12 protein-coding genes and 1 pseudogene are annotated in these 13500 nt (G+C 68.3%); 5 read left to right on the top strand and 8 right to left on the bottom strand.

The features are described 5' to 3' along the window. Positions 1 to 66: 66 nt before the first annotated feature. From rsmG to ACIBH1_RS41715, 3 genes and pseudogenes are all read left to right on the top strand, one after another. Positions 67 to 534: pseudogene (gene rsmG / locus ACIBH1_RS41725) on the top strand (16S rRNA (guanine(527)-N(7))-methyltransferase RsmG); the annotation flags it as partial. Between the two features lie 227 nt (positions 535 to 761). Next, on the top strand, positions 762 to 1607 hold the full coding sequence (locus ACIBH1_RS41720; RefSeq protein WP_397319619.1) for a ParA family protein: 846 nt from the start codon (positions 762 to 764) through the stop codon (positions 1605 to 1607). Between the two features lie 1032 nt (positions 1608 to 2639). Further along, the gene (locus ACIBH1_RS41715) at positions 2640 to 3626 is read left to right on the top strand and encodes a ParB/RepB/Spo0J family partition protein (RefSeq protein ID WP_397319618.1); all 987 of its coding nucleotides are present in this window, start codon (positions 2640 to 2642) and stop codon (positions 3624 to 3626) included. Positions 3627 to 4036: 410 nt separating this feature from the next. On the opposite strand, the gene ACIBH1_RS41710 is transcribed toward ACIBH1_RS41715, so the two are convergent. Further along, on the bottom strand, positions 4037 to 5083 hold the full coding sequence (locus ACIBH1_RS41710; RefSeq protein ID WP_397319617.1) for a threonine aldolase family protein: 1047 nt from the start codon (positions 5081 to 5083) through the stop codon (positions 4037 to 4039). Positions 5084 to 5264: 181 nt separating this feature from the next. Between ACIBH1_RS41710 and ACIBH1_RS41705 the strand changes: the two genes are divergently transcribed. After that, positions 5265 to 5405 carry a hypothetical protein gene (locus ACIBH1_RS41705; RefSeq protein WP_397319615.1) on the top strand — a complete coding sequence of 47 codons (141 nt, stop codon included), beginning with the start codon at positions 5265 to 5267 and terminating at the stop codon, positions 5403 to 5405. 284 nt (positions 5406 to 5689) lie between these two features. Here ACIBH1_RS41705 and ACIBH1_RS41700 read toward each other — a convergent pair whose 3' ends face one another. Both ACIBH1_RS41700 and ACIBH1_RS41695 read right to left on the bottom strand, forming a co-directional pair. Further along, positions 5690 to 6643, bottom strand: coding sequence for a D-alanine--D-alanine ligase (locus tag ACIBH1_RS41700; RefSeq protein ID WP_397319614.1), 954 nt, complete (start codon positions 6641 to 6643; stop codon positions 5690 to 5692). 361 nt (positions 6644 to 7004) lie between these two features. Beyond that, positions 7005 to 8237, bottom strand: a complete 1233-nt coding sequence (locus ACIBH1_RS41695; protein WP_397319747.1) for a PLP-dependent aminotransferase family protein — start codon at positions 8235 to 8237, stop codon at positions 7005 to 7007. Between the two features lie 240 nt (positions 8238 to 8477). Between ACIBH1_RS41695 and ACIBH1_RS41690 the strand changes: the two genes are divergently transcribed. Beyond that, positions 8478 to 9095: a GNAT family N-acetyltransferase gene (locus tag ACIBH1_RS41690; RefSeq protein WP_181610589.1), complete on the top strand. Its 618-nt coding sequence runs from the start codon at positions 8478 to 8480 to the stop codon at positions 9093 to 9095. 93 nt (positions 9096 to 9188) lie between these two features. Here ACIBH1_RS41690 and trxA read toward each other — a convergent pair whose 3' ends face one another. The 5 genes from trxA to ACIBH1_RS41665 all read right to left on the bottom strand — a co-directional run bounded on the left by trxA (position 9189) and on the right by ACIBH1_RS41665 (position 13477). Then, positions 9189 to 9503, bottom strand: a complete 315-nt coding sequence (trxA, locus tag ACIBH1_RS41685) for a thioredoxin (protein WP_397319612.1) — start codon at positions 9501 to 9503, stop codon at positions 9189 to 9191. Between the two features lie 16 nt (positions 9504 to 9519). Continuing rightward, positions 9520 to 10449, bottom strand: coding sequence for a thioredoxin-disulfide reductase (gene trxB / locus ACIBH1_RS41680; protein WP_397319611.1), 930 nt, complete (start codon positions 10447 to 10449; stop codon positions 9520 to 9522). Between the two features lie 114 nt (positions 10450 to 10563). Next, on the bottom strand, positions 10564 to 11358 hold the full coding sequence (locus ACIBH1_RS41675) for an anti-sigma factor family protein (RefSeq protein WP_397319610.1): 795 nt from the start codon (positions 11356 to 11358) through the stop codon (positions 10564 to 10566). Then, positions 11348 to 11971, bottom strand: coding sequence for an RNA polymerase sigma factor SigM (sigM, locus tag ACIBH1_RS41670; RefSeq protein WP_397319609.1), 624 nt, complete (start codon positions 11969 to 11971; stop codon positions 11348 to 11350). The genes ACIBH1_RS41675 and sigM overlap by 11 nt, the downstream gene beginning before the upstream one ends. Before the next feature lie 15 nt (positions 11972 to 11986). Beyond that, a complete protein-coding gene (locus ACIBH1_RS41665) occupies positions 11987 to 13477 on the bottom strand; it encodes a protein kinase family protein (protein ID WP_397319607.1) in 1491 nt (496 codons plus the stop codon). Between the last annotated feature and the right edge of the window lie 23 nt (positions 13478 to 13500).

The following is a 13500-nucleotide window of genomic DNA, read 5'->3' as shown; positions in this document are numbered from 1 at the left end:
GGCCCCACCTCTGGCGGCCCCACCTCTGGCAGCGCCGCCCCGTCCGCCAGCCCCGTCCGAGTCGTCGACATCGGTTCCGGCGCCGGCCTCCCCGGCCTGGTCCTCGCCATCGTGCGCCCCGACATCACCGTCACCCTCCTCGAACCCCTGCTCCGCCGCACCGTCTTCCTCGAGGAGTGCGCCGCCACCCTCGGCCTCGACAACGTGGAGGTGCTGCGTGGCCGCGCCGAGGAGCTCAAGGGCAAGCGCGTCTTCGACGTCGCCACCGCTCGCGCCGTCGCCCCCCTTGGCCGCCTCCTGACCTGGTCCATGCCTCTCCTTCGCGAAGGAGGCGAGCTCATTGCCATGAAGGGGGAGCGCGCTGCCGAGGAGCTTGCCGAGTCCGATTCCGAATTGCGTGCCGCTGGAGCCCAATCGGCTGAACTCATCTCGGTCGGGCACGGTAAGGTCGAGCCGCCCGCAACGTTGGTTCGGGTGGTAGCCGGACGCCAGACTCCCCCAGACGGTGGCGGTCGGCGCCGTCGAAGGAGGTAACGGTTGTGCCAGGCGCATCCTCAGGCCTGGGCTGGCCGGGTGAACCCGTCACACAAAGCCCTTCCGGTGTAGGTTGGCCGGAATTGGGCGTGTCGCGGGGTGGATTTACCGGCAGTACCCCGCCTCCTGTTGAAAGGATGGCCATCGTGACCCAGACCCCCCTTAATCCCGGTGATTCGCCGCTGGTACGAGAGGCGCTCAGTTCAGTGGTTTCACGTGAAACATCCATGACCCAGACCGCCCCCTTGGCGGGCAACTCCCCCTCCGGGCAGGAGGGTCACTGGCCACGCCCGCCTAAGACCCGTGTGATCGCCGTGGCGAACCAGAAAGGCGGCGTCGGCAAGACGACGACCTCCGTCAACCTTGCCGCCGCCTTGTCGATGCACGGCCAGCGTGTGCTCGTCATCGACCTTGACCCCCAGGGCAACGCCTCCACCGCGCTTGCCACGGAGCACCGCGGTGACGTCCCTGACATCTACCAGGTCCTCGTCGACGACCTGCCGATGTCGGAGATCGTGCGCGAAGTGCCCGACATGCCCGGTCTCTACTGCGCCCCCGCGACCATCAACCTGGCCGGCGCCGAGATCGAACTCGTCTCCTTGGTCGCCCGCGAGGCCCGCCTCCGCCGCGCCTTGGCGTCGTTCGATTCGGTGGAGCTCGACTACATCATCATCGACTGCCCGCCCTCGCTGGGACTGCTGACGGTCAACTCCCTCGTGGCGGCGGAGGAGGTGCTGATCCCCATCCAGTGCGAGTACTACGCCCTGGAAGGCCTCAGCCAGCTCCTCCACAACATCGACCTGATCAAGGCCCACCTCAACGCCAACCTCCAGGTGTCGACGATCCTGCTGACCATGTACGACGGGCGCACCCGCCTGGCGTCCCAGGTCGCCGACGAGGTCCGCGTCCACTTCCGCGACACCGTGCTCGACACCGTGATCCCCAGAAGCGTCCGCGTCTCGGAGGCCCCCAGCTACGGCCAGTCGGTCATGACCTACGACCCGGGCTCCAGCGGCGCCACCGCCTACATGGACGCCGCCCGCGAAATCGCCTACCGCGCCGCTTCGGTCTAACCCCCGCCGCCTCGGTCCACCTAACCCCGCTCCGGTCCATCCAACCCCCGCCGCCTCGGTTCGGCTAACCCCCCGCCTCGGTCCATTCGACCCCCCGCGCCTACCCCACTGCCCAGCGCCGGCCCACCCCCCAACCTGCTCGGCGCCGCGTCCAATCTGGCTGGCCCCGCGCCACGACACCTTGCGGCACCCAGCGCCCGGACGCTGAGAGTTGGCCCATGCGCGCGCCTTGCCCACCGGCATTCGCGACTCGGGGCAAAGGTCGTGATCTCCGGCTCCCAACCCGCGGCTTGCGGTCCTCCTTTGACACGCGGCCTCCGCGCACGGCCTTCTGCGTGCTGTTTCCGGCAACCGACTTCTGTGCCGCAGCCTTCGCACAACCTGCTTCCGCGACCGGGGACCGGCGACTGCGCACGCCCGGCATCGCGCAACCTGTGCCACCGGCACGTCCGCGCGTTCGCACGTCCGCGCGCAACAGGCGACCCGCTCAGCCGGGCGCGCGTTCGCATGTCCGCGCGCCCGCACGGGACGGGCGACCCGCTCGGTCCAGCCTCAGAGCGAGCACACAGCCCCCGAGGCGCGAGTGGATCACCTAAGTTGGCTTATCACCTCAAAGTGGCGCATGAGGCGTCTGGGCGTCTCCTAAGCCACGCGCGGCGGACGTGGCGAGTGGGGCCAGCCGCAGAGAGCAAGTAGCCAGGCCACCAAGACACCAAGTCAAGCGAAAGGGCGGGGGAGAGGCCGCGTAGAGGCGGTTTCACAGGAGTCCCTCTCTCAAAATCCCCTTCGACGGATCGGAGCCGACCTCTCGGAGAATCGCTCCTGTGGAACTTTGCACACCACCTCTGAGCACGGGTTAAACGACCTTCCTGTGGATAACGAGCCGAGTTATCCACAGGCATTCCCAGCCCTCAAACGGCGGCGTCCTGAAATCAGATAGAACCGTGTGCGGCGAGCGGGTACTCCGTTGCGTGTGCGACGGTAACCTCTCCTGATGTGACCGGAAATTTGCCGGGGGAATGAGGAGACGCAGTGAGTCAGCAGCGGCGAGGGTTGGGCAAGGGACTCGGGGCGCTCATCCCGACCGGGCCGATCGTTGACGGAACAGGCGCGGTGGCAACGGGGGCAGGGTCAGCACCCGGCTCACCGTCCGCTCCCGAAGAAGCGAACGGCGGTCCCAAGCCGATCATCGGGGCGTACTTCAAGGAAGTCCCCGTAACCGCGATCGCCCCCAACCCCCGGCAGCCGCGTGACGTCTTTGACGAGGACCGCCTGGAGGAGCTCGCAGCCTCCATTCGCGAAGTCGGCTTGCTGCAGCCCGTGGTGGTGCGCTCGATCGGCGGTGGCCGTTACGAGCTCATCATGGGGGAGAGGCGCTGGCGAGCCAGCCAGCTGGCCGGGCTTGAGCTCATCCCCACCATCGTCCGGAACACCCAAGACACCGACCTCCTGCGCGACGCCCTCATCGAGAACCTTCAGCGCGAACAGCTGAACCCCCTCGAAGAGGCAGCGGCCTATCAGCAGCTCCTCGATGACTTCAGTGCCACCCACGAGCAGCTCGCCCAGAAGGTCGGCCGTTCCCGGTCGCACATCACCAACACTCTCCGCCTCCTCAACCTCCCGCCCGAAGTTCAGCTCCGCGTCGCGGCCGGCACCATCAGCGCCGGCCACGCCCGAGCGCTGCTGGGCTTGGAGAGTGCCGAGCAGCAGATCCTGCTCGCCAACCGCATCGTCGCTGAGCTGCTTTCGGTGCGGGCGGTCGAGGAGATCGTCGCCATGGGCAGCAGCGCCGCCGCCCCCAAGTCGGCCAGCAAGCGCCCTACGAACCGTCCGACCGCCCCCGGCCTCACGCATCTGGCGAACCGGTTGTCGGATCACTTCGAGACTAAGGTGAAGGTGGACCTGGGCCGACGCAAGGGACGGATCGTGGTGGAGTTCGCGACGATCGACGACCTTGAGCGGATCATCGGCACCATGGCTCCTGAGGCCGTCCGCGCGATGCGGGACGCTGAGAGCTGACTAGACGCCACAGGGTCTTCTCGGACGGTAGAAGGGGTCCGTGTTTCACGTGAAACACGGACCCCTTCTACGTTTACATGGCGTCGAGGGAGGGCGTGTTTCACGTGAAACATCGGCCCGGGGAGAGCCCCGTTTGGGAGCTGACGGCGACGTTGAGCGCCCCGGCGGGCCGTGGGCAAGTTGCGAAGGATGGATGCCTCCACGCTTAGAGGCATCGACCAGTCACGCCGATGCGGGCCCGCCTCCAGCCCATGTACTTGGCTACCCCCGGCACCCGTGGATCTGCGGGCGCCGTTTCACGTGAAACATCTCCCCGCCTCCGTACGGGGGAGCCGACCCCACGCCGAGCGACGCCCGTCTCCGGGGACGCGTTTCACGTGAAACACGCCCACCCGCAGACAACGACAGGCCTAGGCGCCGACCACTTTGCGGATGTCGTCCAGGAATTCGTCGACCTGATCCGGCGTCGAGTCGAACGCCGTCATCCAGCGGACGAGGTTCGCCCCCTCGTCCCAGTAGTGGAAGCGGTACCGCGACTGAAGAACCGACACCGCCGCCGCGGGCAGCGTGGCGAAGACGGCATTCGACTGCACAGGAAACGCAAGCCCAACCTCCGGGACGTCCCGAAGGCCGTCCGCCAGGCGCAACGACATCGAGTTCGCGTGTCCGGCGTTCTGACGCCACAGCTCATCAGTGAGCAGGGCGGTGAGCTGAGCGGAGATGTACCGCATCTTGGAAGCCAGCTGCAGCGACTGCCGACGAAGGAAGGGTGTCCCAGAGGCCAGCTCGGGGGAGAGCACGATGACAGCTTCGGCGGCCAGCGCGCCGTTCTTGGTGCCGCCGAAGCTGAACACATCCACACCCACATCGGTGGTGATGCTCCGAAGATCCGTGCCTAGATGAGCCGCAGCATTGGCCAGCCGGGCGCCGTCGACGTGAAGGAACAACCCGGCGCCATGGGCAGCCTCGGACAGGGCGGCGATCTCCTCTGGTGTGTAGACGGTGCCGAGTTCGGTCACCTCAGAGATGGACACGACCTTCGGCTGAGACTCATGCGGGTTACCCACGCCTCCCAGACGACTGGTGATGTCTTGCGGGAGGAGCTTGCCATCTGGTGTAGGGACAGTGATGAGCTTCACGCCCAACAGCCGCTCGGCCGCGCCCGCCTCGTGCGTGGCGATATGGGCGCTCGATGAGCAGATAATGGCGTCATAGCGGCCCAGCATGAGGGCCAGGCCGACCATGTTTGCCCCGGCACCGTTGAGCACGGCGAAGCCTTGGGCGGCGGGACCGAACTCTACGTGGACTCGCTCTTCGAAGAGCGCCGTCCAGTCGTCACCCCCGTACGCCGGGGCGTCGCCGTGGTTGGCAGCTGCGATGGCCGCAAGGATGGTGGGATGAACGCCGGCGTGGTTGTCGCTGGCGAAACTCTTTGGGAAGGGTGAATCGATCAGCACAGGGCCAACATTACGTCGGGTGCTGGTTGGCGATGGTGGCCGCAGCGGGCGTTGGGCGTCGCCGGACACCCGCCGAAATTGCGGGGAACCTGGGCGCACGGAGGCCTGAGGAAGGCGCGACGGGCTGGGGGGCACGGCTCTCGAATCGCGGTCGTCGTCACGTGGCCGTGGTTACCGTCACGTGGGTTACCGTCACGCGGTCGCGGTCGCGGTCGCGGTCGCCGTCGTGGTCGTGGTCGCGTGGTCGTGGTCGTGGTCGTGGTCGTGGTCGTGGTCGCGTGGTCACGGTCGTCGTCGCGTGCACGCCGGTGCGTGGGGGTGAGCCACGGGGAGGCGGACTGGCGGGGTATGCGGTGCTGGCGGGATGGTGAGTCCTGGCCGACGGGGTCAGGAGCGAGCGAGCGGGCGGCTCGCAGGCTGATGGCCCGCTTTGTGCGGCTGCCTACGCAGCTTGGTGCTGCGTAGGCAGAAGGAGGGCGAAGACGAGAGCCCGGCGCGAAGACGGCAGCCTCGCGCGATGACGGCAGCCTCGCGCGATGACGGCAGCCTCGCGCGATGACGGCAGCCTCGCGCGATGACGGGAATCCGGTGCGAGGCCGGGAGATGTTAGGTGGTGCGGGCGGCGGCGATTTCGAGGAGGCCGCGGCAGAGGGTGCCGAGGTCTTGGCCGGCCGCTTCCACTGCCATGGGGAGTAGGGAGGTCTCCGTCATGCCGGGGGCGACGTTGACTTCGAGGAAGTGGGGGCGGCCCGAGGCGTCGACGATGAGGTCGGTGCGGGAGAGGTCGCGGAGGCCGAGGGCGGTGTGGGCCGTGACTGCCATCTCGGCGCATGCCGCTGCTGCCTCCGCGGACAGGCGGGCGGGGGCGAAGAACTCGGTGTGGCCGGCTGTGTAGCGGGCGGCGTAGTCGTAGACGCCCTCGTCGGGGACGATCTCCACGGCCGGGAGAGCGACGGGGCCGTCGCCCAGGTCGATGACGGAGACCGAGACCTCGACGCCCTCGATGTAGCGCTCGATGAGGGCGGTGTCGCCGTAAGCGAAGCAGCCGACCATGGCGGCGGGGAGCTCCTCTGCGGTGCGCACGGCCGAAGCGCCGAGGGCGGAGCCGCCGCGGGCGGGCTTGACGAAGAGGGGGAGGCCGAGGTGCTCGACGATCCGCGTCAGGACGGCTGAGGCTCCGAGGTCGTGGAAGGTTTCCTTGGGGAGGGTCACCGAGTCGGGGGTGAGCAGGCCGACGGAGCGGACGACCGCCTTGGCGGAGGGCTTGTCGAAGGCCACGCGGCAGGTGTCGGGGCCGGCGCCCACGTAGGGGACGTGGAGGAGTTCGAGGATGGAGCGGATCGCGCCGTCCTCGCCCGCGCCGCCGTGGAGGGTGACGAAGACGGCGTCCGGGGGGTCGGCCAGGACGGAGGGGACCAGGGACGCGTCGGTGTCGCGGGTTTCCACGTCGACGCCCGCGGAGCGGAGCACCTCGCTGACCCGCCGTCCCGAACGGAGCGAGACCTCTCGCTCGTAGGACAGTCCACCGGCCAGCACCAGCACGTGGCCCAGATCGCTCATCTCAACGCCTTCCTCACCCGCTCAGACCGCCGTACAACCGTACCGGCGGGCGGTGGTGGATGTGGCATCGGCGTGGCATCGGCTTCTGCTCGAGTGCCCGCTCCCGCTCCCGCTCCTGCTTCGGCTTTGGTGCTGGCTGGAGATTGGCCGAGGATTTGGCGGCGGGCGGAGTGAGTGGCGGAGGTGGGTGACGGGTGGGGTGGGTGACGGGGGGAGAGGAGGCGGTGGAGAGAGGTGGCGGAGCAGGTGGCTGGGGGGAGGGGAGGACGGCAGCACGGCGAAGAGGCGGGATCGGCCAAAAGGAAACGGCAGGCGAGACCCCAGGTCCCGCCTGCCGTACCAGAAACGAACGAACCGATCGCTAAGCCAAGTCAGGCCCAGGCGTGTCCACCCCAGGATGGTCGGGCGCCGAGCCGGTCCCGAAGGTGTCTCGCAGCTGCATCTCCTGCTCGATCACCCCGGCGAGCCTCCGCACACCCTCCCGGATCCGGTCGGGCTCCGGGAAGCAGTACGACAGCCGCATGTTCCGCGCCCCGCCCCCGTCCGCGTAGAACCCGGTCCCGGGCACGAACGCCACCCGCTCGGCCACGGCCCGGGGCAGGATCGCCTTGGAGTCGAGACCTTCGGGAAGCGTCGCCCACACGAAGAACCCGCCGCCGGGCCGTGTCCATGTGACGCCGGGCGGCATGAGGAAGTCGAGCGAGCTGAGCAGCGCGTCGCGACGTTCCCTGTACAGCTCGCGGAACGACTTGATCTGCTCCTGCCACGGCTGCGTGGCGAGGTACTGGCCGACGGCCAGCTGGGTGAACGACGAGTGGGACAGCACCGCCGACTCCATCGCCAGTACGAGCTTGTCGCGGATGGCGTGCGGGGCCAGCGCCCAGCCCACCCGGAAACCGGGTGCGAGCGTCTTGGAGAAGGACCCCAGGTACACGACCCCGTCGGGGTTGTCGGCGCGCAGGGCGCGCATGGGCTCGCCGTCGAAGCCGAGCAGCCCGTACGGGTTGTCTTCGACGATGAGGACCCCGGCCTTGGCGCAGATGTCGAGCACCTGCTGACGCCGGGCGACGTTGAGCGTCACGCCGGCGGGGTTCTGGAAGGTCGGGATGGTGTAGAGGAACTTGATGCGCTGCCCGGCGGTCTGCAGGGCGTAGATGGTCTGTGCCAGGGACTCGGGCACGAGACCGTGCTCGTCCATAGCGATATGGACCACTTTGGCCTGGTATGCGGAGAATGTACCGAGTGCGCCCACGTAGGAGGGCCCCTCGCACAACACCACGTCACCGGGATCGATGAAGATCCGGGTGATCAGGTCGAGGGCCTGCTGCGAACCGACCGTGACGACGACGTCGTCCGCCCCTGCCTCGATCCCCTCCAGCGTCATGAAGTCGCAGATCTGCTCCCGCAGATGCGGATCACCCTGGCCCGAGCCGTACTGCAGCGCGACGGGACCACGCTGCCTGACCAGGTCGGAGACGAGTTCGCCCACCATGTCGAGGGGGAGGGCCGTGACGTACGGCATGCCGCCGGCGAGCGAGACCACCTCGGGCCTCGATGCGACGGCGAAGAGAGCTCGGATCTCGGAGGCGACCATCCCGGTAGCTCGCGCCGCGTAGCGATCCACATAGGCATCGATGCGCGACCCTTGGGTCACGGGCGTCCGACCGTGATCCGTCTCTTGTGTCACGGTCCACCTCCTAGGCGTAGAAAGAGCCGAGAGTCCAGGGTACGACAGGCGTGTCCGTGCAACTCCATCGGTCGGGCCTCTGGGCTACGATGCCAGCGGGATTCCGCTCGATTTCCGTCACCGCCACGTTCACGATGGGGAGCGTAGTTGTCGCGTCGGCTGGCCAACATCACTCTCGACAATCTCGGCGACCTGCCGCGGAAGTGCAGGCAGTGCGTCTTCTGGGAGCTCGACCCCGTGAGTGGTGATCGGGCCATCGGCGACGGCGACCCGGGGCTGGAGAAAGAGGCCTGGCTGTCGGCGACGCTGCTGGAGTGGGGGAGCTGCGGCAAGATCGCCTTCGTCGACGGGGTGCCCGCGGGCTTCGTGCTCTACGCGCCGCCGCTCTACTCGCCCCGGTCGGTGGCGTTCCCGACCTCGCCGGTGAGTGCTGACGCGGTGTTGCTGATGACGGCGCACATCATCCCCGAGTTCTCCGGCGGGGGGCTGGGGCGCATGCTGATCCAGGGAGTGGCCAAGGATCTGACCCGGCGTGGGGTCAAGGCCATCGAGGCGTTCGGCGACCTGAAGTGGGAGTCGCCGGGGTGCGTGGTGCCGGCGGAGTACCTGTTGTCGGTGGGGTTCAAGACGGTGAGGCCGCACATGCGCTTCCCGCGGCTGCGGCTGGAGCTCAAGACGGCCGCGTCGTGGCGTGAGGACGTCGAGGTGGCCCTGGAGCGGCTCCTGGGCTCCATGACCCCGGATCGGGCACTCCGACCCGTCTAAGACGATCTCAGAGCCCCGACCCGCCAACGAAAAGGCCCCCCGCGCACAATGCGCGAGAGGCCCCGGCGAAGGTTCAAGAAGACCCAGAAGGTCCTAGATGATGCCCTCGAGCTCCCGAAGCAGCATGGCCTTCGGCTTGGCGCCGATGATCTGCTTCACGACCTCGCCGCCCTTGTAGACGTTCATCGTCGGAATCTGGAGCACGCCGTAGTTCCGAGGAACCTCGGGGTTCTCGTCGATGTTCAGCTTGACGATCTCCAGCTTGTCGCCGTGCTCCTTGGCGATCTCCTCGAGGATCGGCGAGACCTGGCGGCACGGCCCGCACCACTCGGCCCAGAAGTCGACCAGCACGGGCTTGTCGCTCTTGAGGACCTCTGCCTCGAAGGTTGCGTCGGTTACTGCCTTCACGATGTGCTCCTTCTAACTAAAGGTTCTCGGCAAGCCAGCGCTCGGAGTCGAGTGACGCCGCGCATCCGGTGCCCGCTGCGGTGATGGCCTGGCGGTAGGTGTGGTCCACGACGTCGCCGGCGGCGAACACGCCGGAGATGTTGGTCCGGGTCGAGGGGGACTCGACCTTGATGTACCCCTCGTCGTCGAGGGTGATCTGCCCCTTGACGAGCTCGGTACGCGGGTCGTGGCCGATCGCGATGAAGAGCCCCTCGGCGGGGATCTCCGTCAGCTCGCCGGTCTTGAGGTTGCGCACCTGCACGGCGCTGACCTTGGTCTCGCCCAGGACGTCGACGACCTCGCTGTCCCACACGAAGCGGATCTTCTCGTTCGCGAAGGCGCGTTCCTGCATGATCTTGGAGGCGCGCAGGGTGTCGCGGCGGTGGATCACGGTCACGGACGCGGCGAAGCGGGTGAGGAAGGTGGCCTCCTCCATCGCGGTGTCGCCGCCGCCCACGACCACGATGTCCTTGCCGCGGAAGAAGAAGCCGTCGCAGGTGGCGCACCAGGACACGCCGTGTCCCGAGAGGCGCTTCTCGTTGGGCACGCCCAGCTCGCGGTATCCGGAGCCCATCGCCAGGATGACCGAGTGGGCGTAGAAGACGCCGGAGTCGGTCTTGACGACCTTGGGAGTCGCGTCGAGGTCGACTTCGACCACGTCGTCGGTGACCAGCTCCGCGCCGAAGCGCACGGCCTGCTTGCGCAGGTTGTCCATGAGGTCGGGCCCCATGATGCCATCGGGGAATCCGGGGAAGTTCTCCACGTCGGTGGTGTTCATCAGAGCGCCACCGGCGGTCACAGAGCCCTCGAAGACCAGCGGCTTGAGCTCGGCGCGCGCCGAGTAGACCGCTGCGGTGTAACCCGCCGGTCCCGAGCCGATGATGATCACGTTGCGGACTTCGCTCATTGTTCTTCCCCTTCAGCCAGTCGCATCAACAGATCCTAGGCGTCGGAGATTCCCACCCTGCCCACAAAACGAAAGAGCCCGACAAGGCCGGGCTCTCACGTGGGGAAACTTGGTTCACCAGGTGGCGATGCTGGTCTTTCTGAGCGCCTTGCAACTGGTCTGGTCGACGACGTCGACGTAGACCCTGCCGAGGACCTGGTCCTTCCAGGAGGCCATGATCAGCGCTTCGCTGCCGTTGTAGAAGGCGCGGTCGATGGCGAAGGGCTGGTGCCCCGTGCGCTTGAGGACCGTGCTCACGCAGCGCGCCGCCTCGGCCCGCTCGGTGGCGCCCACGGCGGCCGGAGCGGGGCCCAGCGAGCCGTACAGGTTCCGCTGGAGGTCGGCGTTGCTGTAGTTCCAGTTGCTCTCGGTCAGGGAGTAGGCGAGCGCGGCCGGGGTGGTCGGCTCTCCCGTGGCGATCAGGGGGGTCGCCGCGACGTTGCTGCCGCCGCCGGTGGCCAGGCTCGACAGCGCGACGCTGCCGATGACCGCCGCTGCGGCCGCCGCCGCGGAGGCGGGCAGGATCCACCTGCGTGCGCGGCGCCGGGATGGGCGCGCGGGCACGATCGTGCCGTCGTCCGACACCACTCCCAGCTGGGGAGGTGGGTCGAGCAACTCCACGTCGAGCAGGCCCACTGGGGCTCGCTCCGCTGCCAGAGCCATGTCGATGCGCTTCGCGACCCCGATCGGCATGGAAACCGACGGTGTCGCCGCCAGCACCTCACGAACCGCCGCCAGATCCGCCAGTCGCTCCCCGCAGGGGTCGCAAACCGCGAGGTGCTCGCGCACCCGCAGGGCAGTGGCAGCGTCCAGAAGATCCTCGGCCAGCTCGGCCAGGATCTCCAGATCGTAGTGCGTATCACCCGTCACGAAGTTCTGCTCCCTTCGCGGATGAGACGTTACTCAGCTCCGATCGGTTCCGCAGATGCGAAAGAATTGGGGCAAGTTTCGCGCGCCCCCGCGCGCACCGGCTCTTGACCGTGCCGCTGGGCACATCCAGCACGTGAGCTGCGTCTTCGACGGAATAGCCCATCATGTCGACGAGCACGAGCGCGGCACGCTGGTCGGGCGGCAGAAGTTTCAGAGCGGCCGAAACCTCCATCGACACCTCGCGCTCGACCGTCTGGTCGGGCAGCGGGTTGTCGCGTTCTGTGGCCTCGATGAGCTCGTCGTCGGCCACCGGACGCACCGACTTGCGGCGCATGCGGTCGAGGCAGGCGTTGACGACGATCCGGTGCAGCCAGGTGGTGACTGCGGCCTCGCCGCGGAAGCTCGCCGCCTTGCGGTAGGCGGAGACGAAAGCGTCCTGTACGGCATCGGCGGCTTCGTCGGGGTCGCCCAGGGTGCGGAGCGCCACGGCCCACATGCGGTCACGGTGACGCTTGACGATCTCGCTGAAGGCGTGAGCATCCCCGTTGATGTGCGCCGTCAGCAGCGCGGCGTCCGTCGCCGCGCTCGAAGGTGTCTCGGGTGGGGAGTTCACTGTGAGGGTTCCTGATCAGGCCGATCCGGGAGAGTGGACCACTACGTCATAGATGGTGCCACGAAAACGTCCCTCTTCTGCCGGAAGCCGCGTAAACCAGATCAAAACGTACTGGCCACTTGCGGGCGACGACGGGGTGAACGTCACCTTTCCTGACACGTCCTTCTGGGTCGCGACCGGCTTCAACGCGTCGAGCGAGGGCGAGTTGCCCACCCTCAGCTCCACGGTGGATCCGGGGGTCTCGGCCAGCGTGGCCACGACCTGGCTGACCTGAACCTGCTTGCCCATGTCGATGAGCAGGCCCACGCCGTCCTTCAGGCGTCCCAGCTCCGCGCTGTTGTAGTAGGTCGTCTGCCAGAAGGTGTTGGGCTTGCCGTCGATGGCCTGCGCGGCCATCTCGGGGTGTTCGGAGCGGTCGTCGCCGAGCGGGTCGAAGCCGTCGGCGCCCGCCGGCTTGAGCGCGACGTTCTGCGCCGCCGAGGGTTGCGACGCCGGGTCGGACGAACCGGTGCTGTTGCCCGCCGACGGACTGCTCTGGGTGCCGAGGTTGCGGCCGATGGTCCAGGCGCCGAAGCCGACCGCGACGATCACCAGCAGGACCACGAGGGTCATCAGGATCCGGTTGACCTTGCTCGGCGGCCTGGGCGGCGGGGTCCACGTCGGCGGAGCCTTCTCCTCCAGCCCTTCGGACGGAGAGGCGGACACGCTCGGCGGCGGCGAGGAGTAGGAGAGCGCGAGCGGGACCGGGCGCGGCACGTCGGACAGCGCCTCGGCCATCTCGGCGGGGCTGGTCAGCGACGACTGCCCGCGGCGCGACTCGGGCAGGCAGGCGCGCGAGGTGATCGTGTCGAGGTAGCCGGGCACGCCGGCGGTGACCTGGCGGGGCGTGCAGAAGTGCCCGTCGATCATCGGGGCGGCGGGCAGCCCGCCCTCCTCCTCGTCGCCGGGCCAGTGACCGGTCAGCCCGGCGTACAGCAGCCGGCCCAGCCCTTCGGCGTCGTCGAGCGCGGGATTGTCAGTGGTCAGCCCGGCCAGGGAGGCGTCGACGGCCACGCCCAGCACCTTGACGGTGTTGCCGGTGGTCCACACCAGATGGCTGGGCCGCAGGCACAGGTGGTGCAGGCCCTTCTCATGGGCGTGGGCCAGCGCCTCGGACGCCTCGGCGACCAGGCCGGCGGCGCGCTCGGGATCGAGCGGGCCCGCGGCCAGCAGGTCGGCCAGCGACTCGCCGGTGACCCACTCGCTGACGACGTACGCGAGGCCGTCGTCGTGGGCGGCGTCGAAGACCTGCGTGATCCGGGGGTCGGTGAGGCGGGAGGCGGCACGCGCGGCGGTGACGACCTCGGTCACGCGCTCGAAACCAGGGGAGAAGGTGAGGACGGCGACGGGACGGGCCAGGATCTCGTCGATGGCCTTCCACAGGGTGGCGCCGTCGGACTCGGTGACGCGATCTTCCAGGCGGAAGCGCTCGGCGAGTCTCGTCCCTGGCTGGACTGCCGTGCTCATGCCGCGATCACCGTGCTGAATCC

Origin of the sequence: Nonomuraea sp. NPDC050663 (genome assembly GCF_044456985.1) — a bacterium.
Classification (GTDB): Bacteria; Actinomycetota; Actinomycetes; order Streptosporangiales; family Streptosporangiaceae; genus Nonomuraea.
This window is presented reverse-complemented; position numbering and strand designations above follow the sequence as displayed.

Excerpts from the sequence above, each read along its gene's own strand:
- ACIBH1_RS41720 (WP_397319619.1), top strand. The coding sequence starts at position 762 with ATGACCCAGACCGCCCCCTTGGCGGGCAACTCCCCCTCCGGGCAGGAG.
- ACIBH1_RS41700 (WP_397319614.1), bottom strand. The coding sequence starts at position 6,643 with ATGAGCGATCTGGGCCACGTGCTGGTGCTGGCCGGTGGACTGTCCTAC.
- ACIBH1_RS41695 (WP_397319747.1), bottom strand. The coding sequence starts at position 8,237 with ATGGTCGCCTCCGAGATCCGAGCTCTCTTCGCCGTCGCATCGAGGCCC.
- trxB (WP_397319611.1), bottom strand. The coding sequence starts at position 10,449 with ATGAGCGAAGTCCGCAACGTGATCATCATCGGCTCGGGACCGGCGGGT.
- ACIBH1_RS41665 (WP_397319607.1), bottom strand. The coding sequence starts at position 13,477 with ATGAGCACGGCAGTCCAGCCAGGGACGAGACTCGCCGAGCGCTTCCGC.